This window comes from Streptococcus downii, assembly GCF_004353325.1.
GTDB lineage: Bacteria > Bacillota > Bacilli > Lactobacillales > Streptococcaceae > Streptococcus > Streptococcus downii.
The window spans coordinates 207,601-233,289 of sequence record NZ_MZNX01000006.1; the positions used below are offsets into that span (position 1 = coordinate 207,601).

Below are 25,689 nucleotides of genomic sequence, written 5' to 3' on the forward strand. Positions count from 1 at the left end.
TAATCAATCCTTTCATAAAAAATAGGGGTAGCTGATTGAGCCACCCCGTAAAATAGAAAATCTGCCAGTAGTAATGTACCGACAGATTTAATAGACGATTTCAAAAATCCCATGATTGGTTGAGATAAACGTTCCTGAAAGGTCTAAATCCCGACCATAGGCTTGATAATCAATATAGTTTTGAAGACTAGCTGGTACTTCGCCTAAAGCACCCGTTTCTTCAATGTAGTAGCGTGCCACGTCATACATATCATCACAATCGGAATGAATGATAATATCCTCTTGATGTTCGCTTAGTTCTTCAATGCTTGAAAAATGAGTGAGCAGAGCAGATAGCTCCGATTGTAATTCTTCGGGTAATTCCGATACCATTTCCCATAGTCGATTGAGTTCGCCAATGGAAGTGTATTCGTCAACCGTAAAGGGTAACTCGTAGTCATGAATGGCGTATTCCTCATATTCATCATTCAAGCCGATTTTCTCTTTGACTTCCTCAAAGTCAATGGGAAAGGTAAACCACGCACCGACCAATTCGCCCTCATTGTATTTGCCTAAATTCGCAATATAGACTTGCATATCGTCCATATATTCACGTCCTTTCTTTGTAGAGATTCAAAAATCCCTACCGCACTTCGTTTGGTGTACCATTCCTTTGCGGAACATAAGAAAACCACTTATATTCCACAAAAGAACGGTTTTATTTAAGCACCAATAATGCGATTGAATAGCTCTAGTAAAATGTCTTTTACTCCAGCAGCGTTGAAGACTAAGCCAACCGCAATAATCGCAATAATTAAAAAGCCAATCAGTTTGCTAAACTCACGCTTGAAGCCAAGATACAAGCCAATCACAACGATTGCTAAAAGCACCAGTGATTGAGCGTTTGATAGAAACCAGTTATAAAGGTTTTGTCCAAAATTCATAAAAATGTTCTCCTCTCTATATTCAATGAATTTGTATTTGAGTTATTTTTTTGTTGTTATCACGTCCTGTTCTTTTACTGACTGTTGCTTCAAAATCTGCTTGTGTCGGTCTGTCAGTTTCGCATGGTCGAGAATGTCTTTTACAACCTGCGTCTGGTTGATTTCATCAAGTTTAATCGCAACCTTTAAGGTCGGGGCAACTTGATGAGATAGCCAGTTCAGCGTCCTTTGGAAGGAGTAAGGCTCTGGTTTTGTGGTTAGTTTTAATCGTTCACGATTGTTCCCAATAAACCAAGCCCATTCTTCATTCAGTTTCCAATCAGAACGAGGTTTGGAATCGTCTTTATCTACAAAACGGATATACCGATTGATAATTTTAAAGGCGGTATGCTCTGGATTGTCATAGACGAGTAAATCACGGACTGCATAATAGGCACGCTCATTTTTCAATCGAATCTCAAAACGGTTTTTTACTTCTGCGTCTTCAATGGGAATATCATTTTTCTTGTACTGCTCGTAGTCCTTTTCATAGATACAGAAATAAACTTCACTTTGTAATGAACCGATATAGAGGGTGTTTCCCATACATTCCTTTTCCTCTTTGCGTACCAGTTCGCCACTGCGATAGCTTTTAAAACTGCGGAAGACGGAGATACATTCTTCCTGTTGGCACTTTTCAGTGAGTACAGGGATATTCAAAATCCCTGTCTTATCGTTAATGGCAAGGTCAAGGCGTTTCATCACACCGCCAGCCACCAAAACGTCCATAAAGAACTCATACCAGCTTCTTTGTTGTGCCAGAAGATAGCTTTCAAATTGTCTGCACCCACGACCTTTCAATTCCACCAGAACTCCTTTGTCCAGTTCATGGGAGCAAAGGACGAATATGTCGCCTAAAGCATAATGCTCTGAATAAGAATAGAAACCATAGTCCTCATGAAGAAAATAGGACAGTTTCAGTTGTAAGATGTTTTCGACCACCTGCTGTACGTCTGTTGTCGGAAAGCGAATCCTTACATAATCAAACAGCATTTCAAGGGGAGCGTCGGGATTGAAGCGTTCCAGAGCTTCCCAAAGGGACTGCTGTAAATCCTCTGATGGCTTGACTTTTCCTGTTTCAATATCGCTTAGATACTGCCTTGTAATACCAGTCGCAACAGCTAAACGGTTTTGAGATAGTCCATAAGCCAAGCGTTTTTCTTTTAAATGCTGTAACCAAGTTTGTTCATTCAGTAAAAATCCCTCCAATCAAAAAGGCGTATGTCAACTTTTAAAGCCCATTTGACATACGCTGAAATTTTGTAAATCCCTTGTAACCAAAGGATTTTCTAATGTTTTTTTGACTGTTTCCTGTCGATTTGTACCCCCCTGTTAGATACGGGGGGTTAAGTGCTGGCGTGGCTATTGCCACACCAGCCAGCAAGATCAGTCCACACCTGCGACTTCCGCTTCGCACGTCGCCTGCGTGGACTGTCTGCTGTTGGATAACTTTTTAATTTCCTCCAAGAAATCATATCCTTTTGGTACAAGGGGAGTATAAAACTCTGATATGACACTTGTTCCTACATCAACATAGCCACGACCTTTGATTCGCTTTAAGAAGAAATCCTTTTGTACGTCACTGCCAAACATCATGCCATAGCCCATTTCAGACATACGACCTAAAGCCACTCTGAAATTAAACTGATCACGGATTCCGTCGCCTAAATATTTTGCGTCTGGACGTTGACAAGCCAGTATTAGAAAGAAGCCAGCTTGACGACCTAACATGACAATCTGTTTCAGCTTATTCATAACTGCGGTGTTTTCTTTTGTTCCCAGCATTTCCATGAAAGCGACGTATTCATCAAAGATTAAGAAGTGTGCCGGGAGACCTAAGTAAGCATAATTTTTGCCAGTCTTATAGTTCTTCATCTGCTTCATTTCCTCACTACGTTTCATCATTTCTTCATAGAATGTTTCAATGCAAGAAAGCAAGTCTTCTTTTCTATAGTAGACATTTGCCATCACAGAACCTAAGTCCGCAAGGTCAGCATTTTTCGGGTCAAGAATATACAGTTTTGAATCTGTATGAAGCAAGGCTTCAATCAGTGTCAGTATAAAGTAAGTTTTACCGCCACCTGTACCACCAGCAATCAACATATGAGGGAGCTTATCATATTCCCACCATACGTTTTTCATTAAGCGAAGTTTACCATCTTTAGCTTCTACTTCATCAATAGAAATACGACTGGCTATGGTGTCATAGAGCAAAGTATATTCCACATAGGAATCCTTTAACTCTTTATCCGTCAGCTCACAGTACAAGCCACTCTCTAATTTCTTTTCCAAGTGTAAGAGTTGGTCTTGATATTTTCCCAGCGTGATTTCCACCCGTATCTGTATCAAGCCATTTTTAAGTCGATAATACATTTTAGGGAAGTAGGTTATCTTTTCCTTTGTACGACCAGCACTATCTTTAAAGAAACCCTCTGTTTTGACCTGTTCAGATTCATACCACTTGTTTTCAAGTATCATCTTTGCCAGTTTTTGACGGTGGTAAAGTTGTTTAACCGTATCATAGCGAACCCGTTTGAATACAAACGCTACCAGCAAGCAGATAAGAATTGCGACACTGAAACTGATAATTAAATAGGGAATGTCAATCTTATCTGCTTGTGATAGGTTAAAATCCTGCCAGTTGATCTGCTGGATTGTCTTCACATGAAACAGTCCGACAACCAGCAGGAAAACAGGCAGGAGTGACGCTATCGTAAAATGAAAGACTAAATCTTTACCAGATGGGCGAATCCTTTTACCACGCTGTTTCATGCGAAAAAGTCTCCTTTCTACCTAGCGACTATTTGTCTTGTGTCGGTTCTTTCTTTGCTTGTGGTTGAGCTTTGAATGAACTAGAATCCTTTGTCAGCACAATATCGTCTGCCTTGATATACCAGTCAACATCTGCTCCTTGATAGGTGGCAGTAGCAACGGTGTCCGCAATGGGATTGATAAGTTCCACCCGTGCGTTATAATCAAACTCTTTCAAAGGCACGCTGGCAGGAATACTTACTTGAATCATGCGTCCTTGTCCTTTGGATTTTAAGTCATAGGTACGTTCCTTGATTTCATCTGAAACCGACCCGTCTTCATTTTGGATTCTCACTTCACGACGTAGAGCAGAGAATTTCAATTCTCCAAAAGTCGTGTCTTTATCTAATACAATGCCATTTGCTAATCTCATCATTTTTCCTCTCTTTCTTTATTCTTTTATCATGTCGTCAGCATGTAAAAGGTAATTTGTAAAACCACGAGTGCCGATTTTGTAGCCCTCTGCGGTAATACGTGGATTGACTAACTTCACACGTTCCTCAAAGCCGAAATGTTTTTCGCCAGCTTCAGCAGGAAGCACCACCACAATATCATCTGCTCTTTGAACATCAGAATAGAGATTATAGCTTCTTGATAAGACAGTTAGCCGTCCGTTGATTCTTCGCTGAACGACTTTATCCTCGCCAGCAAATTCTAAATTGCCGAATGTTTTTTCCATGTTGGGAATCACAAATTTAAGTTCCATATTTTTACCTATCCTTTCTTTTTTATTGGCTGAATGAATGTTTGATGGTCTTAAAGAGTGGGGAACGACCTTTTGATTCTTGATTTTTTGTTTTCATAAGTTCACTTCCTTTCAAAATCGGGTAAAAAAATAGACACCTCATTTTTTGAAGTGTCTACCTATTAAATATTCAAATTTTATTGGAAGTATCTTTATATCTTCACTTTTCAAGGATAAATCGTCGTATCAAAGCTCATTCATAAGTAGTAAATTAGTAGTAAATTGAGTGGTTTTGACCTTGATAAAGTGTGATAAGTCCAGTTTTTATGCGGATAACTAGATTTTTATGCTATTTTTCTTTGAATAAAAGTAGTAATAGAATATTGGGAGGATTTACCATGGCAGACCGTTCACGTTTCTTACGAGATAACCCATCTGACTTCCCATATGATTTTGAAAAACAAATCTTATCCAAAACATCTCCTGACACAATCTATCATTGTCATCCTGAGCTAGAGATTATTTATGTTACAAAGGGTTCTGCCATCGTTCATATCAACTCAGAACGCTTTGAAAGTCGTAAAGGAGATATTTTTCTTATCCAACCGACCTCTCTCCATGCTATCTATTCTCACAAAGATCAAGAACTATTTTCTACCAGCTTTCGGATTCATCTAGATTATCTTGGTAGAAGTCAAATTGACAGCTTTAGCCAACGCTATATCCAACCCCTCCACTCTGGTCACTTTTGCCTCACTCCTCAAATATCACCAGGCGATAAGGCCTATGATCAAATTCAATCCTGCCTTCTTTCCCTCTTTTCTATCCTTGAAGAAAAAGGCATATACTACGACCTACTCATAAAATCTAAACTATACGAATTGCTTCATCTTCTCTTTAAGTATAGATACGTCCATCGACACTATACAGATGATACCTACCAAAAATACCAAAAACTAAAAGAAGTGATTTGCTACCTTGAACAGCATTACTCAGAACCCATTCATATTGAGCAACTGGCTGCAACATTTGGATATAGTAAAAATCACTTTATGAGTATTTTCAAGCAACATACTGGAGCCAGTTGTATGGACTACCTGCTCCAGTTACGTCTTGAGAAATCCTGTGAGAAACTCGTCCAAACCAACCTCAGCATTCAAGAAATTGCAAGCCAGGTCGGTTTCACCAACCTTTCAAACTTCAACCGTCAATTTAAGCAGCACTATTACCTAACACCTAGACAGTATCGAAATCAACAACTTAAAAAGAAAACATAATCCTTTCTCCTTAGTCTTTTCTAAGGAGTTTTTTCAAACAAAAAAGCCACCGAATTTGGTGGCTTCATTAGGGAGATTATTATGAAAAAGAAAAGTTTAGGATTTCATTAAATAAAGGGTACTCAATGAAAATCGAAATCAGACTAGGCAGATAGACGCAAGCATAACTATAGTTAGCTAAGTCGACTCTAACGAAGTATGGTAAGATTTTCGAAGAGTATTAGGAGGTCTTTATTTAATGATTATATAATACAAGATGAATCTTAAAGCTAACTTAACTTTTTCTCTGATTTATTATTTTTTAAAAAATTTTTTTCAAATGGATTTTTCCTCCCCAAGTCATAAAAAAGCCACCTGATTGGGTGACTTCTTTAGGAGATTATGATGAAAAAGAAAAGTTTGGGATTTCATTAAATAAAGGGTACTCAATGAAAATCGAAATCAGACTAGGCAGATAGGCGCAAGCATAACTATAGTTAGCTAAGTCGACTCTAACGAAGGTTGATGAGATTTTCGAAGAGTATTAGGAGGTCTTTATTTAATAACTATATGATACAAGAGGATACTTAAACTTTACTTAAGAAAAAATATTTTTTTATCTTTTTCGATCCACCCAAATCATTCCTGTACAGTCATAAGTAGATAAGGTTTCAAATCCCAGAGATCGATAGAATCCCAAGGTTTTTTCTGTCTGATCGGTCACTAGTTGGACTTGATAGGCATCTTTGAAGTCACCTAAAGCCTCTTTCATCAAGTTGCTACCAATCTCTTGGCGCTGATAGCTAGGCAAAACGATCAAATCCTGGACAAAAATCGATGAAAAACCATCTCCGACTAAACGGACCAAGCCCACCACGGCATCACCATCAAGTGCCAGATAAATTGCTAAGGAGTGAGACAAGGCTTTCTTCAACATCTGAGGTTGATGTGTATAATTTGTCCATCCAACTGCCTGATAGAGATGCAAAACATCCTCTAGCTTAACAATTTCTTGCCTTCTAATAGTCATCATCTCAATACCTCTCAGAATTCTCTCAAGCTCTTGTACTGCCGTCCATTTTTATCAAAATTTTCAGGAGCCAGCCATGCTTCCAAACGAGCTTTAACTTGAGGCCAGTCCTTATCAATCATAGAGAGCCAATCCGTATCACGTGTACGTCCCTTATAAACGACTGCCTGACGGAAGATCCCTTCATAGACAAAGCCCAAACGTTCCGCAGCTCGTCTTGATGGCAGATTTAGAGCATCGCATTTCCACTCATAGCGACGATAGTTAATCTCCTCAAAAACATAGCGAGCTAGGAGATATTGAGCCTCTGTCCCTATACGTGTTCCCCTGAGTTCTGTAGAAAAAGTGACAGCTCCCACTTCTATTACTCGGTTATTCTGGTCAATACGCATGAGAGAAAAAGTCCCCAAAGCCTTACCAGTTGCCTTGTCTATAATCGCATAGTAAAAACGGTCCTTACGAGCTAACATCTGATTTAAGACGGTAACCAGTTCCTCCATATCTGCCACCGGCTCCTGAAAGAGGTAGGTCCACATCTCCCGAGGTGTATCTGGACCATAAACAGTTAGCAAATCCTCCGCATGCTTTTCCACTGAAAGAGCCTCTATCCGAGCATAACGCCCTTCTAAGAAATCAATAGCAGGCAATTCACCAGATGTATAACCTTCCATTGACTCACCAATCATCTGACCATATTCATTTACTGGCATCGTTTTTCTCCTTGTTTTACGCTGAGAATACTATATCATAATTTGCTCTATATGGAAACTAGCACTCTCCTCAAACCTCATCCACTCACTACATTAGTGATTCGTTTTCTTTCTTTTATCTTCTAAGGCTTGATTAATTCGTTGGGTGAGCTTGTGAGTTTGCCAGATCTGGTACAACCATATCAGTCCATAAATTAATAAGAAAAAGAACCACAGCAAGGGACTCAACAATGCCGAACCCCAGCCAAAAAATAGGTAGGTCAATACTAAAATAGTAGCTGTCGCTAACAAATGAACTCCTACACGCATACTATAAGCAAGAAACTCTAGCCTTTCAAGGATTAAGGTCAATACCCCCATAATTCCACTCATCAAAAACAAAGCTAGAATATTTTTTGTCGTTGGTGCAGGATAGGTAATACCTGAATAAAACTGCGCCAATAACACCAAACTCAAATAAACAAATGAGGCCGTCCGCATTCCCGATACAAAATAAGCAATCAATCGCTTCATGATTTTCTCCTATAAACCTAGATAATCCATTAAGGACTTAACGTATTTCCGACTCACACTCGATTTGATACCCCGAGTCATTTTAGCCATCATGTTCCCTGAAAAGCTATCCGATAATGACTCTAAATGGTCAATGTTTATAACTGAATGACGTGATATCTGTATAAAGTTACGTCGATTAATTCGATTCTGAAAGTTTGTCAATGTTTCCTTAGTTTTATAAATCCCATCTACCGTATAAATGGTCAACAAATTCTTATCGATATCTGCTAGAATAAGATCCTCAATTTTCACCATAACCAGATGATCATCCGTTCGAATAGGAATGACCACCTGATTAGTCGTTGAAAATTGTTCTAAATACTCCATGACTTCTCTTGCTTGGTCAGTTAACTGAGCTGCCTGAATTAAAATGTGTGGGTCTTTTTCTGAAAACTCTGTCTTCATTTCAAAACGAATCTTCATTTTCTCTCCAATACATCTTTATTTTCTCTTGCTAAACACTTTAACAAATAACATCCAAAGAAGAATAGCGACGAGACTGATAATAACCACTATAAAGTATGTTTCTTCCTTTGTCAATAGTTCTTGCCAGTTGATTTGGATTCCCATTTTTTCTTGAAATTCCTGTAACAGACTGTTATTTCCTGAAAATGCGGTCTCTAATCGCTCTTTCATTAAGACTTGTCGATAGAGAGAAGCAATATAAGTGGCAGGGGTACATTTCATGAAAAGCTGTGCAGAATCAGGTAATACTCCAATGGGGATATAAGTTCCTACTAAAAATCCAGAAGCAGTTCCCACTATCGTTGCCAGTTTACCAAGGCTATCTACAGATTGAAAACGGTAAATCAAGAGAACATTTACCAAACTTGAAAGCAGACTGCTTAACAACATAATCAAAGCGATTTCCGGTAAATGGCTGATAACTGGGCTCTCTTTAAAATAAAAACTCATAACAGCATACATAAACACCTGCATGACAAAAGAAATGACAATACTACTGATTAGATAGGACGCCTGTAAGCCCCAGTTGCCTAAATCAGTCAAGAAGAGATCTTGATCCACTTGATTTTCGCGGTCCTGTACCATTTGTTTAAGAGCCGTAAAACTGGTTGTCATCCCAGTCACAGCCAACGTCCCACCCATCAGCCAGTTATTTAAAAGGTTCGTACTATTAGGGAGTTGGGACCAAGAATCCGTCAAATTCTTCTGCAAAAAAATGATATAAAGGAGGAAGGAAATCAATGCCCCCAATAATGAGAAAAATACTCCCGAACGATTACGAAAATATAAGATAAAATTCCGTTTCAATAAAGCTAGCATTAGCGAACCTCTCTTCCTGTAAGTGCAATAAAGGCATCATCCATAGTACCCGAACGAAACTCAAAAGAATCAATTTCTTCTCGAACTTTTGCCAAATATTCAATGGCTTCCTGTGATGTCCTTGGATAAAAAAGATATTCCATCTCATTTTCTTCCTCGACTGTCATTCCAGTCTGTAGCAATTTTTCTAGATCCTTCATTTCCTTAAAACGAATTTTTAGGATATTAGATGCATACTGACTTTTAATAGCAATCGCAGAACCTTGCGCAATCACTTTCCCATGATCAACGATATAGATCTGATCCGCTTCATCTGCTTCATCCAGATAATGAGTCGTTAAGATAATAGTCATCCCTTCATCCTTTTGTAGTCGATACAGTAGATCCCAGATGGATTTGCGAGTTTGAATATCAAGACCTGTCGTTGGTTCATCCAAGAAAAGAATATCTGGTCGCGAAAGAAGAGCACGCGCAATATCAACCCGACGTTTTTGCCCACCTGACAAGGTTCCATAGAGTTGTTTCTGGAAAGCAGTCAAACCCAGTTGATGGATCAAATCATCCACACGACTTGCCGCAATCTCCTTATACTGTTGAGCACGAATCGTGAGATTTTCCCTAACCGTCAACATCTCATCCAGTACACTAGCTTGAAAAACCACTCCGATTTTCGTATTTGGCGCATATCGAATCTGACCTTGTGTCGGATTTTTCAAACCGATTAACATGGAAATAGTGGTTGATTTCCCTGCACCATTGGGTCCCAAAATAGCATTGAAACTTCCTTTTTCAAACTCTAACTGAATATCATCGACAGCCATGTGATTGCCGTACCGTTTAGTCAAATGTTTCGCTTGTAAAATCATATTTTTTCCTCCTCTTAACCACACTAGTTTAACAAAAAGAATGAAAGAAAAATCGACTTTTGAGATAAGCAGTTAAAATGAAAGGCCAAGTGGTAAAATAATGGGGGTTAAATTAAAGTAGAGCAGGCTCGTTTTTCTCCTATCGAATCACTAGAGGAAGTTGAAAAACACTTACAACCATACATTATATTTTTAAACATACGCTATAAAAGAGATGTTTTATAGCATCCGGCAGAAAAATCCAGGAGTCAATAGTATTGTTCTCGCTAAACCAAACAATAAAAAATGAATCAGAAATAATGGCACACACTCCCTTCTAGTAAAATGAAAATGCTGAATGGGGCAGGATTGAATTTGAAGCAAGCAAGTATGGTCCTAAATTTGAAACTGCCATTAACGATAAGTCTATCTATTAGGAAAGAAATCTTCAATACAAGCAAAAACAGCTCTTGTTATCCAAGAAGAGCTGTTCTTTTTTATGAAAGAGAGAGTCACTAGTGACCCTTGTGCTTCTCTCTACGTTTTTGCTGTTTGCGTTCAAATTTCTCTTGCTTGAGCAATTGCTTTTGGAGACTAGACTGTTGTTTTGAATACTTTTTTCGTTCGTCATACTGCAACTGCAAGAGCTCTTGTGACTTAGAAGAAACTTTCTGCTTCACCTGTTTCTTTACAGCTCGCTGCAGACGCTTCGGATTCTTAATCTTCACATGCTGTTTGACTGTTGCCTCTGGACTAAAAGACAACCGAACAAACTGAGTCTGTAAAAGTTTCAAAATTTCATCCTCTTTTGGTTCCTGACCAAATGTCACTCGACAAACTTGATAAGTTCCCTCGTACTCTTGTTCAAACAATCCATGCCAAAAACCATCTTCAAAATAAACTGTCAAGCCAATTGAAACGATTTCCATGACAGCACCTCCTTAAATCTATCCCTAAGAATGGACAACCAAGGAGGAAGGTTACTGATAGGCTTGCCTACGTCTGGACTACCAACCAGAACTGTGTTTTTATCTTAGTTGGGACTATTATAGCATAATCCAATTTAAAAATCCTCCAGATTCTACTCTGAAGGATTCATTTCTTATCTAACAACGATATTGACGAGTTTGTTAGGTACCGCAATCACCTTGACAATTTCCTTACCGTCAATTTCTGCTTTAACTTTTTCATCCGCTAGAGCGATTTCTTGCAATTCTTCGCGTGACAGGTCTTTAGCGACCATGAGTTTGGCACGGACTTTTCCTTTGATTTGAACGACGATTTCGATTTCGTCTTCAACCAATTTGCTTTCGTCCCATGTTGGCCAAGCCACGTAAGAGATGGATTCACCTGTTGCTGCAACTGTTTGCCAGAGTTCTTCTGCCAAGTGAGGTGCAAATGGGGCAATCAATTGGATAAAGCCTTTGGCGTAGTCTACATAGAGTTTGTCTTCCTTGTTGGCAGCGTTGACAAAGACCATAAGTTGGGCAATTGCTGTGTTGAATTTCATGGATTCGATTTGCTCAGTTACAGCCTTAACAGTTTCGTTATAGATCTTGTCAAGAGCACCATTGTTGTCCGCAACGATTTCTTTACTTGTAATCAAACGGTAAACACGGTCGAGGAATTTACGGCTTCCTTCCAGACCTTCTTCTGACCAAGCGATAGAGGCATCGAGTGGTCCCATGAACATTTCATAGACACGAAGGGTGTCAGCGCCGTATTGTTCCACCACATCGTCTGGATTGACAACGTTCTTGAGAGATTTAGACATCTTAGCTGGTGCTTGCTCCAACTCTTCTCCTGTTTCCACATGGAAGAAAGAACCGTCACGTTTTTCAACCTTGTCAGTCGCTACAAGAGCTCCACGGTGGTCACGGTAGCTTGTTCCCAAAATCATCCCTTGGTTAAAGAGTTTTTGGAATGGTTCCTTAGTCGGAACAACACCGAGGTCATAGAGGAATTTGTGCCAGAAACGAGCATAGAGCAGGTGAAGAACGGCATGCTCTGCACCACCCACATAGATATCTACTGGCAACCATTGTTTGAGGAGGTCCTCATCAGCCAATTTTTCTGTGTTATGTGGGTCAATATAGCGGAGGTAGTACCAGCTTGAACCAGCCCATTGTGGCATGGTGTTGGTTTCACGACGACCTTTAACGCCATCTTCACGCGTCACTTCCAACCAGTCAGTCAAGTTAGCCAACGGGCTTTCACCAGTACCTGAAGGGCGAATATCCTTTGTTACTGGCAAGACAAGTGGTAATTCACTTTCTGGAACAGCTGTTGAAGTCCCATCTTCCCAATGAATGATTGGAATTGGCTCCCCCCAGTAACGTTGACGGCTAAAGAGCCAGTCGCGGAGACGGTAGGTAACCTTCTCTTGACCACAACCTTTTTCTTCCAACCAAGCCACAATTTTAATAATTGCGTCTTCTTTGTTAAGGCCATCTAGGAAGTCTGAATTGACATGAAGACCATCTTCTGTGTAAGCAGCTTCTGCTACATTTCCACCTTCAAGCACTTCGACGATTGGAAGACCAAATTGTTTGGCAAATTCCCAGTCACGTTGGTCATGGGCAGGCACGGCCATGACAGCACCTGTTCCATAACTAGCAAGAACATAGTCTGCAATCCAGATTGGGATTTCCTTGCCATTGACAGGATTGATGGCATAAGCACCCGTCCAAACACCAGTTTTTTCCTTGGCAAGGTCGGTACGAGCCAAGTCAGACTTGAGACTAGCTTGGTGTTTGTAGTCAGCTACTGCCTCAGCTTGCTCTGGACTTGTGATAGCATCAACCAAGTCATGCTCAGGAGCCAAAACAGTGAAGGTTGCACCAAAAAGGGTGTCAGGGCGAGTGGTAAAGACGGTGAATTCCTTGTCAGTCCCTTTCACTTTGAAGGTGACATTAGCACCAGTTGATTTGCCAATCCAGTTGCGTTGCATGTCCTTGATAGACTCTGGCCAATCAAGTTCATCCAAGTCATTGAGCAAGCGCTCCGCATAGGCAGTGATTTTGAGCATCCATTGGCGCATTGGTTTGCGGACAACGGGGTAGCCTCCACGCTCAGAAGTTCCGTCAGGAAGGACTTCTTCGTTGGCGATGGCTGTTCCCAACTCTTCCACCCAGTTTACTGGCACTTCGGCTTCATAGGCCAAGCCTTTTTCGTAAAGCTTAGTGAAAATCCATTGTGTCCACTTGTAGTAGTTTGGATCTGTTGTGTTGACTTCACGATCCCAGTCGTAAGAGAATCCAAGCGCATTGATTTGACGTTTGAAGTTGGCAATGTTTTCCGCTGTAAACTCTGCCGGGTCATTCCCCGTATCCATAGCGTACTGCTCAGCTGGCAAACCAAAAGCATCCCAGCCCATTGGGTGAAGGACATTGTAGCCTTGCGCACGTTTGTAACGGCTGAGAATATCCGTTGCTGTATAACCTTCTGGGTGTCCTACGTGCAGACCTGCTCCAGACGGGTAAGGGAACATGTCAAGCGCATAAAACTTCGGTTTTGAGGCATCTGTTCCTGTCTTAAATGTATGATGTTGAGCCCAGTATTTTTGCCACTTAGGCTCAATTTCTTTATGATTGTAAAAACTCATGGTCTCTCTCCAATTTTGTGATGTTACTATTATACCATTTTTGAGGGAATTTGAAAGACGAGAAATGTTCTTTTAGACTTGGATAACAAGAAATACTGAGTCGCAAATCCACCTTATTTAACAGGAAAAAAATTAGCTCCTAATCGGAGCTAACTTCTATCAATTTTTTATTTCTTCCATCTTCTCACGTCCCAGCTCCCGATAACTACGGTCGCCGACAACTTGGACCGTAAACTGGCCGTTCTCATATTCAAGAATGGTCACGCTACCATTATCGAGACCATGCGGATGCATGCCATTGATCAGATATACAATGGTACCAATCGTCATTCCATGGCTCACAACGAGAGCATTGCCCCCACCTTGTTCTTCCATTTCTTTGGCAATCGTTTCAAAACCTTCCTTGATTCGACCACTGAGTTTTTCCCAACCTTCTGCCCAGCCTGCAGTATCAACCTCAACTAGACCTTCTGCTAGCTCTGCATAGGACAACTGATGAACATGGTCTACATTGAAAATTCTCGGAATCAAGCCCATAAAGAGATCTCCATCATAGGCCCCATCAAAACTACCAAAACACCACTCTCTGATGCGCTTGTCCATTCGATAAGGGATTTTCCCTTGCAAGCCCAGTTCTTCAAGAATAATTCCCATGGTCTGAATAGTTCGCCCTGAATCACTAGAATAAGCTCGGTCAAACTGCAAACCAGACTCTCGTAAGCCAATTCCCAGCTCATGGATTCCCAACTCACCTTCTGTTGTCAGAGGTGTATCACTCCACCCTTGAGCACGTCCAATCGTGTTAAACATCGTTTTTCCATGACGGACCAAGTACAATCTTACTTTAGACATTTTCTATCCTCCATTTTCTTCTATTATATCATGGAACAAAAAAATATTCGGCTTTCAACAGTAAAGCCCGCTTTCGTAATTTTCCCACAAGAAAAGCTACCCTAACGGTAGCTTTCCTAGGAGATTATTATGAAAAAGTTTAGGATTCTAATTAAATAAAGTTAGGAGATCTTTATTTAATGATTATAGTATACACAGTCATCCTTAAACTCAACTTAAATCCTCTCGCTTTTTTATTAATTTTTAAAACTATGGATTGGAGCTGGGATTTGCCCACCGCGAGAGATGAAATCGACAGACGAAGCTCCATTGACTTTCATAACTGGAGCTGTTCCTAGCAAGCCACCAAACTCAATCATATCGCCTTCTTTGCCCTTTGGAATAATACGGACAGCCGTTGTTTTCATGTTAATAACACCGATTGCCGCCTCATCCGCAATCATAGCCGCAATGGTCTCAGCAGGCGTATCTTCTGGAATGGCAATCATATCCAACCCAACAGAACAGATAGCCGTCATGGCTTCTAGTTTTTCTAAATTCAGAGAGCCATTTTGTACCGCAGCAATCATACCCTCATCTTCAGAAACGGGAATAAAAGCACCTGACAAACCACCGACCTGGTTACAAGCCATCACTCCGCCCTTCTTAACTTGGTCATTCAAAAGAGCGAGAGCAGCCGTCGTTCCATGCGTACCAACTGTTTCTAGCCCCATTTCCTCAAGGACACGTGCCACAGAATCACCAACCGCAGGAGTAGGTGCCAAACTTAGGTCGACAATTCCAAAGTCAACACCAAGTCTCTCGCTAGCCATTTGCCCAACCAATTGACCGATACGAGTAATCTTGAAGGCTGTTTTCTTGACTGTTTCCGCTACTACATCAAAGCTCTGTCCACGAACTTTTTCTAAGGCACGCTTGACAACTCCCGGACCAGAAACCCCGACATTGATGATAACATCTGCTTCACCGACACCGTGGAAGGCTCCCGCCATAAAAGGATTATCCTCAACGGCGTTAGCAAATACGACCAACTTGGCAGCTCCCATATCCGATAAGCTCGCTGTTTCCTTGATAATACGTCCCATATCTGCGACCGCAGTCATGTTGATGCCTGACTTGGTTGAGCCGATATTGACAGACGAACAAACCTTGTCTGTCTCAGCTAGAGCTCGCGGGATAGAATTGATGAGGATTTCATCTCCTTTTTGGTAGCCTTTTTGTACCAAGGCCGAAAAACCACCGATAAAGTCAACACCAATCTCCTTGGCAGCCTTGTCAAGTGCCTTTGCCAAAACGACATAGTCCGTCGCATCAGTCGCTGCCCCAATCAGAGAAATCGGAGTCACCGATACTCGTTTATTGACAATAGGAATCCCAAGTTCTGCAGCAATTTCATCTCCTACAGCCACTAGATTTGCAGCTTTAGTTGTGATTTTTTGGTAAATTTTTTCAGCAGCACGTTCGATGTCTGGATCAATACAGTCCAAAAGGGAAATGCCCATGGTAATGGTTCTGATATCAAAGTTCTGCTCTTCGATCATGGCAATGGTTTCAGTAACTTGTCTAATATCCATGATAACCTCCTAGATATTATACATAGCATCAAAAATCGCTGCACTTTGAATATTGATTTTAACATTCAAGGTCTGACCGAAAGTTTCAAACTCATTTCTGAGAGAGGTAAAATCTTGTTTTTCATCACTTGATACGACTGCCATCATGGTGAAATACTCATCCAGTACTGTTTGAGAAATATCATCAATATTCAAACCCAACTCTGCAATCTTCGTAGACACCCCTGCAACAATACCAGCCTTGTCCTTGCCAACCACTGTAATAATAGCCTTCATGCTTATACCCCATTTCTACGATTTTTAGAAAACCTGAACGTTTTTGATATTCTTTTTCCCTAGTATAGCATATTTCCATAGAAAATACTAAAAAACGCCTGCTTACGAAGTTGTTCTTAAACAAAAAAACAATTTCGTAAACAAGCGTCTACCCTATCAAATGATGATGAGTGTTCCCGCTAGAACCGAAGTCCCAGCGGTAGACCAGAGCTAGACTAAGAGCACAAGACTCCATCATCATAACACTCAACAAAATTGATGATTTTATACTAATTCGATGATCGCCATTGGTGCAGCATCACCACGACGTGGTTCAGTTTTAAGGATACGAGTGTATCCACCGTTACGTTCAGCATAACGAGGCGCGATTTCTGAGAACAATTTTTGAAGTACTGTAGTAGAAGTGTACTTATCAGTTGCTTCATCATAGTTTTCAGATGCGATTTCATTACGTACGAAAGCAGCTGCTTGACGACGTGCATGCAAATCACCACGTTTACCTAGAGTAATCATTTTTTCAACAGTTTTACGGATTTCTTTAGCACGAGCTTCAGTTGTCACGATTGATTCATTGATCAAAAGGTCAGTTGTCAAATCGCGAAGCATTGCTTTACGTTGTGAGCTAGTGCGTCCTAGTTTACGGTAAGCCATGTATTCCTCCTTTATTTATCTTTTAATCCAAGACCCAAGTCAATGAGTTTGAGTTTCACTTCTTCCAAACTCTTGCGTCCAAGATTTCGTACTTTCATCATCTCTGCTTCAGATTTTTCTGTCAAATCATGCACAGTGTTGATACCGGCACGTTTCAAACAGTTGTATGAACGCACAGACAAGTCCAGTTCTTCAATCGTACGATCCAAAATACGATCGTCAGATTCAGTATCAGCTTCTTTCATCACTTCAGTTGACTTAGCAATCTCAGTAAGATTTGTAAACAAATCAAGATGTTCTGTCAAGATTCGTGCTGAAAGCCCTAAAGCATCTTCTGGAATAATTGTTCCATTAGTCAAGATTTCAAGGGTTAATTTGTCAAATCCATCATTGCTACCTACACGAGCAGGCTCTACTTGATAGTTGACTTTTGTAACTGGTGTATAAATAGAATCTACAGCAAGTGTTCCAACTGGTGCATTATCTTTTTTGTTTTCATCAGCAGGTACATATCCACGACCACTGTTAACAGTCATTGTCGCTTTTAGAGAAGAACCTTCACCGATTGTAAAGAGATAATGATCTGGATTTACAATCTCAATATCACTGTCAGTCAAAATGTCTCCAGCTGTAATTTCAGCAGGACCTTCAACGTCAAGCTCAATGATTTTTTCGTCTTCAACGTATGATTTCACTGCAATCCCTTTAATGTTCAGAATGATTTGCATCACGTCTTCACGAACACCTGGAACTGTGTCGAACTCATGCAAGACACCTTCAATGTTGATAGATGTCACTGCTACTCCTGGTAGAGAAGCTAGTAGTACACGACGAAGAGAGTTACCAAGAGTTGTACCGTAGCCACGTTCAAGCGGTTCGATTACAAACTTGCCATAATCTTTATTTTCATCAATTTTTGTTATATTTGGTTTTTCAAACTCGATCATTTAGTTACTCCCTCTTAAACGAAAAGCAGTGTAATGCAATGATTATACACGGCGACGTTTTGGAGGACGAGCACCATTGTGTGGCACTGGAGTCACATCACGAATTGCTGTTACTTCAAGACCAGCGGCAGCAAGCGCACGAATAGCTGACTCACGACCAGAACCTGGACCTTTTACAGTAACTTCAACTGATTTAAGACCGTGTTCTTGTGCAGATTTAGCAGCAGCTTCAGAAGCCATTTGAGCAGCGAATGGTGTAGATTTACGAGAACCTTTGAAACCAAGAGCACCAGCTGATGACCAAGCGATTGCATTACCATGCACATCAGTAATCATAACAATAGTGTTATTAAATGTAGCGTGAATATGAGCAATACCAGATTCGATATTCTTTTTCACACGACGTTTACGTGTTGGTTTAGCCAAGACTTTTACCTCCTATATTATTTTTTCTTACCAGCAATCGCAACAGCTTTACCTTTACGAGTGCGAGCGTTGTTTTTAGTGTTTTGTCCACGGACAGGAAGTCCACGACGGTGACGAATACCACGGTAAGAACCGATTTCCATCAAACGTTTGATGTTCAAGTTTACTTCACGACGAAGGTCACCTTCAACTTTGATTGCATCCACTTCACGACGGATAGCATCTTCTTGATCTGATGTAAGGTCACGTACACGAACATCTTCTGAGATTCCAGCAGCAGCCAAGATTTTCTTAGATGTTGCAAGTCCGATACCATAAACGTAAGTCAATGAGATTACTACGCGTTTGTCATTTGGAATGTCAACTCCAGCAATACGAGCCATGTTTTCTCCTTTCTATCTTATCCTTGACGTTGTTTGTGTTTTGGATTTGCTGGGCAAATTACCATAACACGACCATTACGACGAATTACTTTACAGTATTCGCAAATTGGTTTGACCGATGGTCTTACTTTCATTTCTTATCCCTCCAAGTTTTTCGATTATTTAAAGCGGTAAGTGATACGTCCACGTGTCAAGTCATATGGACTCATCTCGACAGTAACACGATCTCCCGCTAAAATACGAATATAGTTTTTACGAATTTTACCAGAAACTGTTGCTAAAATCTGATGTCCATTTTCAAGTTCAACCGTAAACATTGCGTTAGGCATTGTATCGACTACTTTGCCTTCAACTTCAATCACATCGTCTTTTGCCACGCAAAAGCACCTCCATAAATTTCGATTTGATGCCTCTAGACACAGAGACAACAATTATAAGTCAGACTATCTCAGTATAACATTTGTAACGATTTTTTGCAAGTGTGAAAAACGCTTTATTTCAAATTTGTCAATACTTTTTCGATGTCTTTAAACACATCGTTGATATCTTGATTTCCTTCGATATCGTGGACTAATCCTTTAGCACGGTAGTGAGCAATGATTGGTTCACCTTGAGCGATATTGACATCCAAACGACGCTTCACTGTCTCAGGTTTGTCATCCTCACGTTGGTAATAATCTTCTTCTTTGTAGTCAACTGGTGGGTTGAAAACTTTGTGGAAGGTTTCACCTGTTTCGCGGTGGATAATACGGCCGCTCAAACGTTCCAAGAGACAATCTGGGTTCACTTCGATATTAATCACACCTTCAAGTTCAATACCAAGTTCAGCCAATGTTTTGTCTAAAGCATGGGCTTGTTCAATGGTGCGTGGGTAACCATCCAACAAGAAACCTGTTTCTTTGATATCATCCTGTGAAAGGCGTTCTTTAACAATTCCATTTGTAACTTCATCTGGAACCAACTCACCTTTGTCAATATATGACTTCGCAAGTACACCCATTTCGGTTTGATTTGCCATAGCAGCACGGAACATATCTCCAGTTGAAATGTGTGCCACGTGGAATTGTTCCACAATTTTAGCTGCTTGCGTTCCCTTACCTGCTCCAGGTAAGCCCATAATCAAAAGATTCATGATAGGATCTCCTTATTTTGTATTTAAATAGAAGCAGAAAACTTATTTCAACCCCTATTAAAAAACAAAATAGAAGAGGGGAGATGAAAATCTATCTTTCTAGATAGACCTTCATACTCCACTCCCTAAGCAAAAGTAATCTTGCTTTTATTCTGTTTTGTCCATGAAACCAACATACTTACGTTTCAATAGGTAACCTTCTAGCTGTTTGATTCCTTCGATACCTGTCGAAATAATGATCAAAAGACTAGTTCCCCCAAAAGCAACCGCTTCTGAGAGCCCAAAGACATCTTTTGCTACAATCGGCAAGATTGAAATCACACCAAGGAAAAGGGAACCGACGGTTGCAAGGCGACGAAGAAGTTTTGACATAAACTCTTCCGTTCCCTTACCAGGACGGACACCGTGGATATAGGCTCCGCTCTTTTGCAAGTTTTCTGCTGCTTTCTCTGGATTGATCTGTACAAATGTATAGAAGAATGTAAAGAGAATAATCAGCAGTGCATACATGGCAACACCTGTTGGAGATGTTGTCGCAAGCATTTCTTGTGCTGTACGTACCCAAGTCCAATCAAGCCCCATAGCGCTGACAAACTGAAGAATAGCCGCAGGAGCTGCCGTAATCGAACTTGCAAAGATAACTGGGATAACACCAGCAGGATTGACCTTCAAAGGAAGGTAAGAACTGGATGGGGCACCTTGAGCAACTTTTGTATATTGGATTGGAATTTTATATTCTGCCTGTTGTACATATGTTGTAAAGTAAACAATCAACAAAACAGCGATAATGAGAATAACGACAAATATAATAGATGACGTCAACCGATCACTTGGAATATTGACAAAATAGTCCACGTAGATGCCATGAATCATCTCTGGAATTGAAGCCACAATCCCAGCAAAGATAATCATAGACACCCCGTTACCATATCCCTTATCAGTGATTTGCTCCCCTAGCCAAGTAACAATCATAGTACCTGCAGTCAGGATAATACCAATCGTAACAAAGACTTGAGGGGTTAGATCTGTCGTTAATAATTTTGCACCAGATAGAGTATTAAAACCAGCAGTGATTCCGATTGATTGCACAAACGCAAGTACAAGCGCAATATAACGAGTCGCTTGGTTTATCTTTCTCCGTCCTACTTCCCCCTGCTTGCCCCACTCTACAAACTTTGGAACAATATCCATTTGTAGCAATTGAACAACGATGGAAGCTGTGATATATGGACTCACACCGAGTGCAAAAACCGAAAAGTTCTTCATGGCATTCCCTGAAACTAAACTAAGCATGTTCAAGAAGGATAATCCACTCAAAGCTTCCAGACTTTTTGCATTCACACCTGGTACAGTAATACTAGTCCCGATACGGAAGACAAGTATGATAAAAATCGTAAAGAGAATTTTTGATCGTACTTTCTTAACCTTGAGGGCCTCTTTTAATAATTTAAAAAACATAGGTCACCTCTCTAGATGACTTCTACTGAACCACCTTTAGCAGTGATAGCTTCTTCAGCTGTTTTTGAGAATTTAGCTGCTTTCACAGTCAACTTCTTAGTCAACTCACCATTACCAAGAATTTTAACGCCTGATTTTTCAGCCTTTACAATTCCTGCTTCGATAAGAACAACTGGAGTAACTTCAGTACCATCTTCAAAAACGTTCAATTGATCAAGATTTACAATTGCATATTCTTTAGCGTTGATGTTAGTGAATCCACGTTTTGGAAGACGACGGAACAATGGAGTTTGTCCACCCTCAAAACCAAGGCGAACTCCGCCACCGCTACGAGCTTTTTGACCTTTTTGACCGCGACCAGATGTTTTACCGTTACCTGATGAAGTACCACGACCAACACGGTTACGTACTTTACGAGAACCTTCTGCAGGTTTCAATTCATGAAGTTTCATTATTATTTTCTCCTCTTTTGTAAAATGCTAGCGCCGATAAGAGAGAAAAGGTTGTCTCCCTTATCAACTCGCCTATACATCGTCATCTTAGATGACTATACCTAGTTTTAGGGGATGAGTATTGCCACATCCCCTAAAAATTCATTAGTTTACTTCTTCAACTGTTACCAAGTGAGATACTGCAGTGATCATACCACGGATAGCAGCGTTGTCTTCTTTGATAACAGAGCTGTTCAATTTGCCAAGTCCAAGTGCTACAACAGTTTTACGTTGTGATGGAATGCGTCCGATTGGAGACTTAGTCAAAGTAATTTTAATTTGAGCCATTTTATCCCCTTTCTTATGCCAAATCAGAAACTGAGATACCACGAAGGGCAGCAACTTCTTCAGCGCGTTTCAATTGTTTCAAACCTTCAACAGTTGCGCGAACAATGTTGATTGGAGTGTTAGAGCCAAGTGATTTAGATGTAATATCTGCCACACCTGCCAATTCCACAACGGCACGAACTGCACCACCAGCGGCAACTCCAGAACCTTCTACAGCAGGTTTCAACAATACTTTAGCTCCACCAAATTCTGAAAGAACTTCGTGTGGGATTGTTGTTCCAACCATAGGAACTTCAATCAAGTTTTTCTTAGCATCTTCTACTGCTTTACGGATTGCTTCTGGAACTTCTTGAGCTTTACCAGTACCAAATCCTACGCGACCATTGTGGTCACCAACAACAACAAGAGCTGCGAAACGAAGACGACGTCCACCTTTAACAACTTTTGTAACACGGTTGACAGCAACTACGCGTTCTTCTAATTCAACTGCATTGTCTTTAAATGCCATTTTCTAGTGTCCTCCTATTAGAATTTCAATCCGTTTTCACGAGCTGCATCAGCCAAAGCTTTCACACGTCCGTGATATAGATATCCACCGCGGTCGAACACCACTTCTGAAATACCTTTAGCACTTGCACGTTCTGCAACGAGTTTACCGACAGCAACGGCTTGTTCAGTTTTAGTTCCTTTTGAAACTTCTTTGTCAAGAGTTGAAGCACTTGCGAGCGTTACACCCGCTACGTCATCAATCACTTGAGCGTAGATGCCTGTATTAGAACGGAATACGTTCAAACGTGGGCGATCAGCAGTTCCAGAGAGTTTTCCGCGAACGCGACGGTGGCGTTTTTGGCGGAGTTTGTTTTTATCTGGTTTAGAAATCACAGTTTTCACCTCTTTAATTTTAAATCGTGTGCTATGCACAAAGTTGGTAATGAGGTTGGTGGTTGAAAATCAACCACTCAACATTATTTACCAGTTTTACCTTCTTTAAGACGAACATATTCGCCAACGTAACGGATACCTTTACCTTTGTATGGTTCTGGTGAACGAAGGCTACGTACGTAAGCAGCTGTTTGACCAACTACTTCTTTTGAAATTCCGCTGATAACGATAGTCGTTGGGTTTGGAAGTTCAAAAGTAATTCCTGCTGGAGCTTCAACTTCATCTGGATGTGATTTACCAACAGCCAAAACAAGTTTGTTTCCTTGAAGCTGTGCACGGTAACCAACCCCGCGCATTTCAAGTTCTTTCTTGAACCCTTCTGATACACCAACAACCATATTGTTCAAAAGGGCACGAGTAGTTCCGTGGATTGTTTTCATTTCTTTTGAATCGTTTGGACGGTGAAGAGTTACTTCAGTGCCTTCCACACGAATTTCAATATCTTTTGAGAACTCACGAGTAAGTTCTCCTTTAGGTCCTTTTACAGTTACAACGTTGTCATTGTTAGTGATTTCAACACCAGCAGGCAACACGATAACTTTATTACCAATACGTGACATGTTTATTTTCTCCTGTTAGATTGTCAGGCCATAATGGCCAGTTTTCACGGGGTTAAATCGATTTCTCGATTTAAAGGAACATTTAGGTTTCAATTTCAAAGTGAATCTAGGCATCGTCTCGCAGGCATAACTTTGGGTTAGGCAAGAGACGATAACGAAGAGTCACAAAGAAATTGGGAGCTAAATATTACCAAACGTAAGCGATAACTTCTCCACCAACATTCTTTTGGCGTGCTTCTTTATCAGTAAGCAAACCTTCAGAAGTTGAAAGGATAGCAATTCCAAGTCCGTTAAGAACTTTTGGAAGGTCTTCACGTTTTTTGTAGACACGAAGTCCTGGTTTAGAAACACGTTTCAAGTTAGTGATAACTTTTTCACCGTTTGGTCCGTATTTAAGGAATACACGGATGATGCCTTGTTTGTCATCTTCAATGATTTCTACGTTCTTAACAAAACCTTCGCGTTTAAGGATTTCAGCAATCCCTTTTTTGATGTTTGATGCAGGTACTTCAAGTACTTCGTGTTTTGCTTGGTTAGCGTTACGAATACGAGTTAGGAAGTCTGCGATTGGGTCAGTCATAACCATTTTTTATTCTCCTCTTACTAGTAGTTTGCAAGTCGCACTTGCTAGTTAATGATTGAGCTAGGCTCAGATAGTATTGACACATTCAAATGAGAGAACTCTTATTTGAACACGAGCTACAACCTGTGCAAAAAAGATAAATTTGTTTTGGAGCATCGCTCCTTCACCAAATTTCCTATTTTTGCTGTGGTTGTTACGCTCTTTGTATCATGATATTACCAAGATGCTTTTGTTACACCAGGAATTTGTCCTTTGTAAGCTAATTCACGGAAGCAAACACGGCAAAGTTTAAATTTGCGGTAAACTGAATGTGGACGACCACATTTTTCACAACGAGTATAAGCTTGAGTAGAGAACTTCGCTGGACGTTTGTTCTTAGCAATCATTGATTTTTTAGCCATTAGATTTACCTCCTATATTATTTTGCAAAAGGCATTCCAAGGCCTGTAAGCAATGCACGTGACTCTTCGTCAGTGTTAGCAGTTGTTACGATAACGATGTCAAGACCACGAGTTTTGTCAACGTCATCAAAGTTGATTTCTGGGAAGATCAATTGTTCTTTCACACCAAGTGTGTAGTTCCCGCGTCCATCAAATGATTTTGTTGGAACACCGTGGAAGTCACGCACACGTGGAAGTGAAACTGAAACCAATTTGTCCAAGAATTCGTACATACGTTCACCACGAAGGGTAACTTTTGCACCGATCGCTACACCTTCACGAAGACGGAAGCCGGCGATTGATTTTTTAGCTTTAGTGATAAGTGGTTTTTGACCTGAGATAAGTGCCAATTCTTCAGCAGCTTTTTCAAGACTTTTAGCGTTTGATACAGCTTCACCAACACCCATGTTCAAAACGATCTTATCTACTTTAGGCACAGCCATCACTGATGAGTAGTTGAATTGTTCTGTCAAAGCAGGAACTACTTCATTAAGATATTTTTCTTTTAAACGATTTGCCATTATACTTCTCCTTTCCTTCGTGATTAATCAAGCACTTCGCCTGATTTTTTGTTGTAGCGAACTTTTTTACCGTCTACAAATTTGTAACCAACACGACCAGCTACACCATTTTTGTCCAATACTTGAACGTTTGATACGTGAATAGCTGCTTCTTTCTCGATGATACCACCTTGAGGAAGCTCGTTAGTTGGACGTTGGTGTTTCTTAACGATGTTAACACCTTCAACGATAACTTTGTTTACTTTTGGAAGAGCAGTAAGGACAACAGCTTCTGTTCCCTTATCTTTACCAGCGATTACGCGAACTTTGTCGCCTTTTTTTACAAACATTAGGTTTCTCCTTGATTTTTCTTACGCCCATAAGGGCACCCTAGCTCAAAGCTAGGGGACTAGTTTGTTTGTTTTTACTCTGCGAAAATCAAAG

At 40.5% G+C, this 25,689-nt stretch carries 35 protein-coding genes; 1 reads left to right on the forward strand and 34 read right to left on the reverse strand.

Translation table 11 applies throughout. From position 1 onward, the window contains the following. Nucleotides 1-87: 87 nt before the first annotated feature. The 6 genes from E2R31_RS02830 to E2R31_RS02860 all read right to left on the reverse strand — a co-directional run bounded on the left by E2R31_RS02830 (nucleotide 88) and on the right by E2R31_RS02860 (nucleotide 4,479). Complete coding sequence (locus tag E2R31_RS02830; protein WP_000342539.1) at nucleotides 88-585, reverse strand: antirestriction protein ArdA; 498 nt, start codon at nucleotides 583-585, stop codon at nucleotides 88-90. Between the two features lie 116 nt (nucleotides 586-701). Further along, nucleotides 702-923 carry a hypothetical protein gene (locus E2R31_RS02835; RefSeq protein ID WP_001009056.1) on the reverse strand — a complete coding sequence of 74 codons (222 nt, stop codon included), beginning with the start codon at nucleotides 921-923 and terminating at the stop codon, nucleotides 702-704. Between the two features lie 42 nt (nucleotides 924-965). Continuing rightward, nucleotides 966-2,171 (reverse strand): MobT family relaxase, encoded by a 1,206-nt coding sequence (gene mobT / locus E2R31_RS02840; RefSeq protein WP_000398284.1) that lies wholly within the window; start codon nucleotides 2,169-2,171, stop codon nucleotides 966-968. Nucleotides 2,172-2,348: 177 nt separating this feature from the next. After that, entirely contained in the window at nucleotides 2,349-3,734 is a 1,386-nt protein-coding gene (locus E2R31_RS02850) for an FtsK/SpoIIIE domain-containing protein (protein ID WP_000813488.1), read from the reverse strand. A 28-nt stretch (nucleotides 3,735-3,762) separates the two neighbouring features. Then, nucleotides 3,763-4,149, reverse strand: coding sequence for a YdcP family protein (locus E2R31_RS02855; protein ID WP_000985015.1), 387 nt, complete (start codon nucleotides 4,147-4,149; stop codon nucleotides 3,763-3,765). Nucleotides 4,150-4,164: 15 nt separating this feature from the next. After that, nucleotides 4,165-4,479 (reverse strand): YdcP family protein, encoded by a 315-nt coding sequence (locus E2R31_RS02860; protein WP_000420682.1) that lies wholly within the window; start codon nucleotides 4,477-4,479, stop codon nucleotides 4,165-4,167. 377 nt (nucleotides 4,480-4,856) lie between these two features. Between E2R31_RS02860 and E2R31_RS02870 the strand changes: the two genes are divergently transcribed. After that, nucleotides 4,857-5,735, forward strand: a complete 879-nt coding sequence (locus E2R31_RS02870; protein WP_125412419.1) for an AraC family transcriptional regulator — start codon at nucleotides 4,857-4,859, stop codon at nucleotides 5,733-5,735. Nucleotides 5,736-6,330: 595 nt separating this feature from the next. Here the strand turns inward: E2R31_RS02870 and E2R31_RS02875 are convergent. From E2R31_RS02875 to rplX, 28 genes are all read right to left on the reverse strand, one after another. Then, nucleotides 6,331-6,747, reverse strand: a complete 417-nt coding sequence (locus E2R31_RS02875; protein WP_084948359.1) for a GNAT family N-acetyltransferase — start codon at nucleotides 6,745-6,747, stop codon at nucleotides 6,331-6,333. A gap of 11 nt (nucleotides 6,748-6,758) precedes the next feature. Then, nucleotides 6,759-7,454, reverse strand: coding sequence for a GNAT family N-acetyltransferase (locus E2R31_RS02880; protein ID WP_132972737.1), 696 nt, complete (start codon nucleotides 7,452-7,454; stop codon nucleotides 6,759-6,761). Nucleotides 7,455-7,547: 93 nt separating this feature from the next. Further along, on the reverse strand, nucleotides 7,548-7,967 hold the full coding sequence (locus E2R31_RS02885; protein WP_000825486.1) for a DUF3021 domain-containing protein: 420 nt from the start codon (nucleotides 7,965-7,967) through the stop codon (nucleotides 7,548-7,550). 9 nt (nucleotides 7,968-7,976) lie between these two features. Next, on the reverse strand, nucleotides 7,977-8,432 hold the full coding sequence (locus tag E2R31_RS02890; protein WP_000701938.1) for a LytTR family DNA-binding domain-containing protein: 456 nt from the start codon (nucleotides 8,430-8,432) through the stop codon (nucleotides 7,977-7,979). Between the two features lie 18 nt (nucleotides 8,433-8,450). Next, a complete protein-coding gene (locus tag E2R31_RS02895) occupies nucleotides 8,451-9,293 on the reverse strand; it encodes an ABC transporter permease (protein ID WP_042902987.1) in 843 nt (280 codons plus the stop codon). Continuing rightward, on the reverse strand, nucleotides 9,293-10,159 hold the full coding sequence (locus E2R31_RS02900) for an ABC transporter ATP-binding protein (protein WP_042902988.1): 867 nt from the start codon (nucleotides 10,157-10,159) through the stop codon (nucleotides 9,293-9,295). The genes E2R31_RS02895 and E2R31_RS02900 overlap by 1 nt, the downstream gene beginning before the upstream one ends. A gap of 494 nt (nucleotides 10,160-10,653) precedes the next feature. Beyond that, the gene (locus E2R31_RS02905) at nucleotides 10,654-11,067 is read right to left on the reverse strand and encodes a YjdF family protein (protein ID WP_042902989.1); all 414 of its coding nucleotides are present in this window, start codon (nucleotides 11,065-11,067) and stop codon (nucleotides 10,654-10,656) included. Nucleotides 11,068-11,240: 173 nt separating this feature from the next. Further along, entirely contained in the window at nucleotides 11,241-13,742 is a 2,502-nt protein-coding gene (gene leuS, locus E2R31_RS02910; protein WP_132972739.1) for a leucine--tRNA ligase, read from the reverse strand. A gap of 159 nt (nucleotides 13,743-13,901) precedes the next feature. Then, the gene (locus E2R31_RS02915) at nucleotides 13,902-14,594 is read right to left on the reverse strand and encodes a histidine phosphatase family protein (RefSeq protein WP_132972741.1); all 693 of its coding nucleotides are present in this window, start codon (nucleotides 14,592-14,594) and stop codon (nucleotides 13,902-13,904) included. 236 nt (nucleotides 14,595-14,830) lie between these two features. Then, nucleotides 14,831-16,168: a PFL family protein gene (locus tag E2R31_RS02920; RefSeq protein WP_000354878.1), complete on the reverse strand. Its 1,338-nt coding sequence runs from the start codon at nucleotides 16,166-16,168 to the stop codon at nucleotides 14,831-14,833. Nucleotides 16,169-16,177: 9 nt separating this feature from the next. Next, nucleotides 16,178-16,444, reverse strand: coding sequence for an ACT domain-containing protein (locus E2R31_RS02925; RefSeq protein ID WP_000644108.1), 267 nt, complete (start codon nucleotides 16,442-16,444; stop codon nucleotides 16,178-16,180). Between the two features lie 264 nt (nucleotides 16,445-16,708). Continuing rightward, a complete protein-coding gene (gene rplQ / locus E2R31_RS02930) occupies nucleotides 16,709-17,095 on the reverse strand; it encodes a 50S ribosomal protein L17 (protein ID WP_000331495.1) in 387 nt (128 codons plus the stop codon). Nucleotides 17,096-17,106: 11 nt separating this feature from the next. Beyond that, entirely contained in the window at nucleotides 17,107-18,042 is a 936-nt protein-coding gene (locus E2R31_RS02935; RefSeq protein ID WP_132972743.1) for a DNA-directed RNA polymerase subunit alpha, read from the reverse strand. Nucleotides 18,043-18,084: 42 nt separating this feature from the next. Further along, nucleotides 18,085-18,468 carry a 30S ribosomal protein S11 gene (gene rpsK, locus E2R31_RS02940; protein WP_001118385.1) on the reverse strand — a complete coding sequence of 128 codons (384 nt, stop codon included), beginning with the start codon at nucleotides 18,466-18,468 and terminating at the stop codon, nucleotides 18,085-18,087. Between the two features lie 17 nt (nucleotides 18,469-18,485). Next, complete coding sequence (gene rpsM, locus E2R31_RS02945) at nucleotides 18,486-18,851, reverse strand: 30S ribosomal protein S13 (RefSeq protein WP_000090781.1); 366 nt, start codon at nucleotides 18,849-18,851, stop codon at nucleotides 18,486-18,488. 17 nt (nucleotides 18,852-18,868) lie between these two features. Then, complete coding sequence (gene rpmJ, locus E2R31_RS02950) at nucleotides 18,869-18,985, reverse strand: 50S ribosomal protein L36 (RefSeq protein ID WP_001808836.1); 117 nt, start codon at nucleotides 18,983-18,985, stop codon at nucleotides 18,869-18,871. Nucleotides 18,986-19,009: 24 nt separating this feature from the next. Beyond that, nucleotides 19,010-19,228 (reverse strand): translation initiation factor IF-1, encoded by a 219-nt coding sequence (infA, locus tag E2R31_RS02955; RefSeq protein WP_001029883.1) that lies wholly within the window; start codon nucleotides 19,226-19,228, stop codon nucleotides 19,010-19,012. A 116-nt stretch (nucleotides 19,229-19,344) separates the two neighbouring features. Then, nucleotides 19,345-19,983: an adenylate kinase gene (locus E2R31_RS02960; RefSeq protein WP_001050433.1), complete on the reverse strand. Its 639-nt coding sequence runs from the start codon at nucleotides 19,981-19,983 to the stop codon at nucleotides 19,345-19,347. 147 nt (nucleotides 19,984-20,130) lie between these two features. Continuing rightward, the gene (gene secY, locus E2R31_RS02965) at nucleotides 20,131-21,441 is read right to left on the reverse strand and encodes a preprotein translocase subunit SecY (RefSeq protein ID WP_000465381.1); all 1,311 of its coding nucleotides are present in this window, start codon (nucleotides 21,439-21,441) and stop codon (nucleotides 20,131-20,133) included. An 11-nt stretch (nucleotides 21,442-21,452) separates the two neighbouring features. Beyond that, entirely contained in the window at nucleotides 21,453-21,893 is a 441-nt protein-coding gene (gene rplO / locus E2R31_RS02970; RefSeq protein WP_000766092.1) for a 50S ribosomal protein L15, read from the reverse strand. A gap of 144 nt (nucleotides 21,894-22,037) precedes the next feature. Continuing rightward, nucleotides 22,038-22,220 carry a 50S ribosomal protein L30 gene (gene rpmD / locus E2R31_RS02975; RefSeq protein ID WP_000057241.1) on the reverse strand — a complete coding sequence of 61 codons (183 nt, stop codon included), beginning with the start codon at nucleotides 22,218-22,220 and terminating at the stop codon, nucleotides 22,038-22,040. A gap of 13 nt (nucleotides 22,221-22,233) precedes the next feature. Further along, nucleotides 22,234-22,728 carry a 30S ribosomal protein S5 gene (gene rpsE, locus E2R31_RS02980; protein ID WP_000874204.1) on the reverse strand — a complete coding sequence of 165 codons (495 nt, stop codon included), beginning with the start codon at nucleotides 22,726-22,728 and terminating at the stop codon, nucleotides 22,234-22,236. Between the two features lie 17 nt (nucleotides 22,729-22,745). Further along, nucleotides 22,746-23,102 (reverse strand): 50S ribosomal protein L18, encoded by a 357-nt coding sequence (gene rplR, locus E2R31_RS02985; RefSeq protein ID WP_004251098.1) that lies wholly within the window; start codon nucleotides 23,100-23,102, stop codon nucleotides 22,746-22,748. 83 nt (nucleotides 23,103-23,185) lie between these two features. Next, the gene (gene rplF / locus E2R31_RS02990; protein WP_132972745.1) at nucleotides 23,186-23,722 is read right to left on the reverse strand and encodes a 50S ribosomal protein L6; all 537 of its coding nucleotides are present in this window, start codon (nucleotides 23,720-23,722) and stop codon (nucleotides 23,186-23,188) included. 187 nt (nucleotides 23,723-23,909) lie between these two features. Further along, on the reverse strand, nucleotides 23,910-24,308 hold the full coding sequence (gene rpsH / locus E2R31_RS02995) for a 30S ribosomal protein S8 (RefSeq protein ID WP_000245504.1): 399 nt from the start codon (nucleotides 24,306-24,308) through the stop codon (nucleotides 23,910-23,912). A gap of 212 nt (nucleotides 24,309-24,520) precedes the next feature. Then, nucleotides 24,521-24,706 carry a type Z 30S ribosomal protein S14 gene (locus E2R31_RS03000; protein ID WP_001085697.1) on the reverse strand — a complete coding sequence of 62 codons (186 nt, stop codon included), beginning with the start codon at nucleotides 24,704-24,706 and terminating at the stop codon, nucleotides 24,521-24,523. A gap of 17 nt (nucleotides 24,707-24,723) precedes the next feature. After that, complete coding sequence (rplE, locus tag E2R31_RS03005) at nucleotides 24,724-25,266, reverse strand: 50S ribosomal protein L5 (protein WP_000013542.1); 543 nt, start codon at nucleotides 25,264-25,266, stop codon at nucleotides 24,724-24,726. A 23-nt stretch (nucleotides 25,267-25,289) separates the two neighbouring features. After that, nucleotides 25,290-25,595 (reverse strand): 50S ribosomal protein L24, encoded by a 306-nt coding sequence (gene rplX, locus E2R31_RS03010; protein ID WP_000497691.1) that lies wholly within the window; start codon nucleotides 25,593-25,595, stop codon nucleotides 25,290-25,292. Between the last annotated feature and the right edge of the window lie 94 nt (nucleotides 25,596-25,689).

Bases quoted from the DNA above. Each gene is read 5' to 3' on its own strand.
- E2R31_RS02830 (WP_000342539.1), bottom strand. From the start codon at position 585: ATGGACGATATGCAAGTCTATATTGCGAATTTAGGCAAATACAATGAG.
- E2R31_RS02835 (WP_001009056.1), bottom strand. From the start codon at position 923: ATGAATTTTGGACAAAACCTTTATAACTGGTTTCTATCAAACGCTCAA.
- E2R31_RS02850 (WP_000813488.1), bottom strand. From the start codon at position 3,734: ATGAAACAGCGTGGTAAAAGGATTCGCCCATCTGGTAAAGATTTAGTC.
- E2R31_RS02855 (WP_000985015.1), bottom strand. From the start codon at position 4,149: ATGATGAGATTAGCAAATGGCATTGTATTAGATAAAGACACGACTTTT.
- E2R31_RS02860 (WP_000420682.1), bottom strand. From the start codon at position 4,479: ATGGAACTTAAATTTGTGATTCCCAACATGGAAAAAACATTCGGCAAT.
- E2R31_RS02870 (WP_125412419.1), top strand. From the start codon at position 4,857: ATGGCAGACCGTTCACGTTTCTTACGAGATAACCCATCTGACTTCCCA.
- E2R31_RS02875 (WP_084948359.1), bottom strand. From the start codon at position 6,747: ATGATGACTATTAGAAGGCAAGAAATTGTTAAGCTAGAGGATGTTTTG.
- E2R31_RS02880 (WP_132972737.1), bottom strand. From the start codon at position 7,454: ATGCCAGTAAATGAATATGGTCAGATGATTGGTGAGTCAATGGAAGGT.
- E2R31_RS02885 (WP_000825486.1), bottom strand. From the start codon at position 7,967: ATGAAGCGATTGATTGCTTATTTTGTATCGGGAATGCGGACGGCCTCA.
- E2R31_RS02890 (WP_000701938.1), bottom strand. From the start codon at position 8,432: ATGAAGATTCGTTTTGAAATGAAGACAGAGTTTTCAGAAAAAGACCCA.
- E2R31_RS02895 (WP_042902987.1), bottom strand. From the start codon at position 9,293: ATGCTAGCTTTATTGAAACGGAATTTTATCTTATATTTTCGTAATCGT.
- E2R31_RS02900 (WP_042902988.1), bottom strand. From the start codon at position 10,159: ATGATTTTACAAGCGAAACATTTGACTAAACGGTACGGCAATCACATG.
- E2R31_RS02905 (WP_042902989.1), bottom strand. From the start codon at position 11,067: ATGGAAATCGTTTCAATTGGCTTGACAGTTTATTTTGAAGATGGTTTT.
- leuS (WP_132972739.1), bottom strand. From the start codon at position 13,742: ATGAGTTTTTACAATCATAAAGAAATTGAGCCTAAGTGGCAAAAATAC.
- E2R31_RS02915 (WP_132972741.1), bottom strand. From the start codon at position 14,594: ATGTCTAAAGTAAGATTGTACTTGGTCCGTCATGGAAAAACGATGTTT.
- E2R31_RS02920 (WP_000354878.1), bottom strand. From the start codon at position 16,168: ATGGATATTAGACAAGTTACTGAAACCATTGCCATGATCGAAGAGCAG.
- E2R31_RS02925 (WP_000644108.1), bottom strand. From the start codon at position 16,444: ATGAAGGCTATTATTACAGTGGTTGGCAAGGACAAGGCTGGTATTGTT.
- rplQ (WP_000331495.1), bottom strand. From the start codon at position 17,095: ATGGCTTACCGTAAACTAGGACGCACTAGCTCACAACGTAAAGCAATG.
- E2R31_RS02935 (WP_132972743.1), bottom strand. From the start codon at position 18,042: ATGATCGAGTTTGAAAAACCAAATATAACAAAAATTGATGAAAATAAA.
- rpsM (WP_000090781.1), bottom strand. From the start codon at position 18,851: ATGGCTCGTATTGCTGGAGTTGACATTCCAAATGACAAACGCGTAGTA.
- rpmJ (WP_001808836.1), bottom strand. From the start codon at position 18,985: ATGAAAGTAAGACCATCGGTCAAACCAATTTGCGAATACTGTAAAGTA.
- E2R31_RS02960 (WP_001050433.1), bottom strand. From the start codon at position 19,983: ATGAATCTTTTGATTATGGGCTTACCTGGAGCAGGTAAGGGAACGCAA.
- secY (WP_000465381.1), bottom strand. From the start codon at position 21,441: ATGTTTTTTAAATTATTAAAAGAGGCCCTCAAGGTTAAGAAAGTACGA.
- rplO (WP_000766092.1), bottom strand. From the start codon at position 21,893: ATGAAACTTCATGAATTGAAACCTGCAGAAGGTTCTCGTAAAGTACGT.
- rpmD (WP_000057241.1), bottom strand. From the start codon at position 22,220: ATGGCTCAAATTAAAATTACTTTGACTAAGTCTCCAATCGGACGCATT.
- rpsE (WP_000874204.1), bottom strand. From the start codon at position 22,728: ATGGCATTTAAAGACAATGCAGTTGAATTAGAAGAACGCGTAGTTGCT.
- rplF (WP_132972745.1), bottom strand. From the start codon at position 23,722: ATGTCACGTATTGGTAATAAAGTTATCGTGTTGCCTGCTGGTGTTGAA.
- rpsH (WP_000245504.1), bottom strand. From the start codon at position 24,308: ATGGTTATGACTGACCCAATCGCAGACTTCCTAACTCGTATTCGTAAC.
- E2R31_RS03000 (WP_001085697.1), bottom strand. From the start codon at position 24,706: ATGGCTAAAAAATCAATGATTGCTAAGAACAAACGTCCAGCGAAGTTC.
- rplE (WP_000013542.1), bottom strand. From the start codon at position 25,266: ATGGCAAATCGTTTAAAAGAAAAATATCTTAATGAAGTAGTTCCTGCT.
- rplX (WP_000497691.1), bottom strand. From the start codon at position 25,595: ATGTTTGTAAAAAAAGGCGACAAAGTTCGCGTAATCGCTGGTAAAGAT.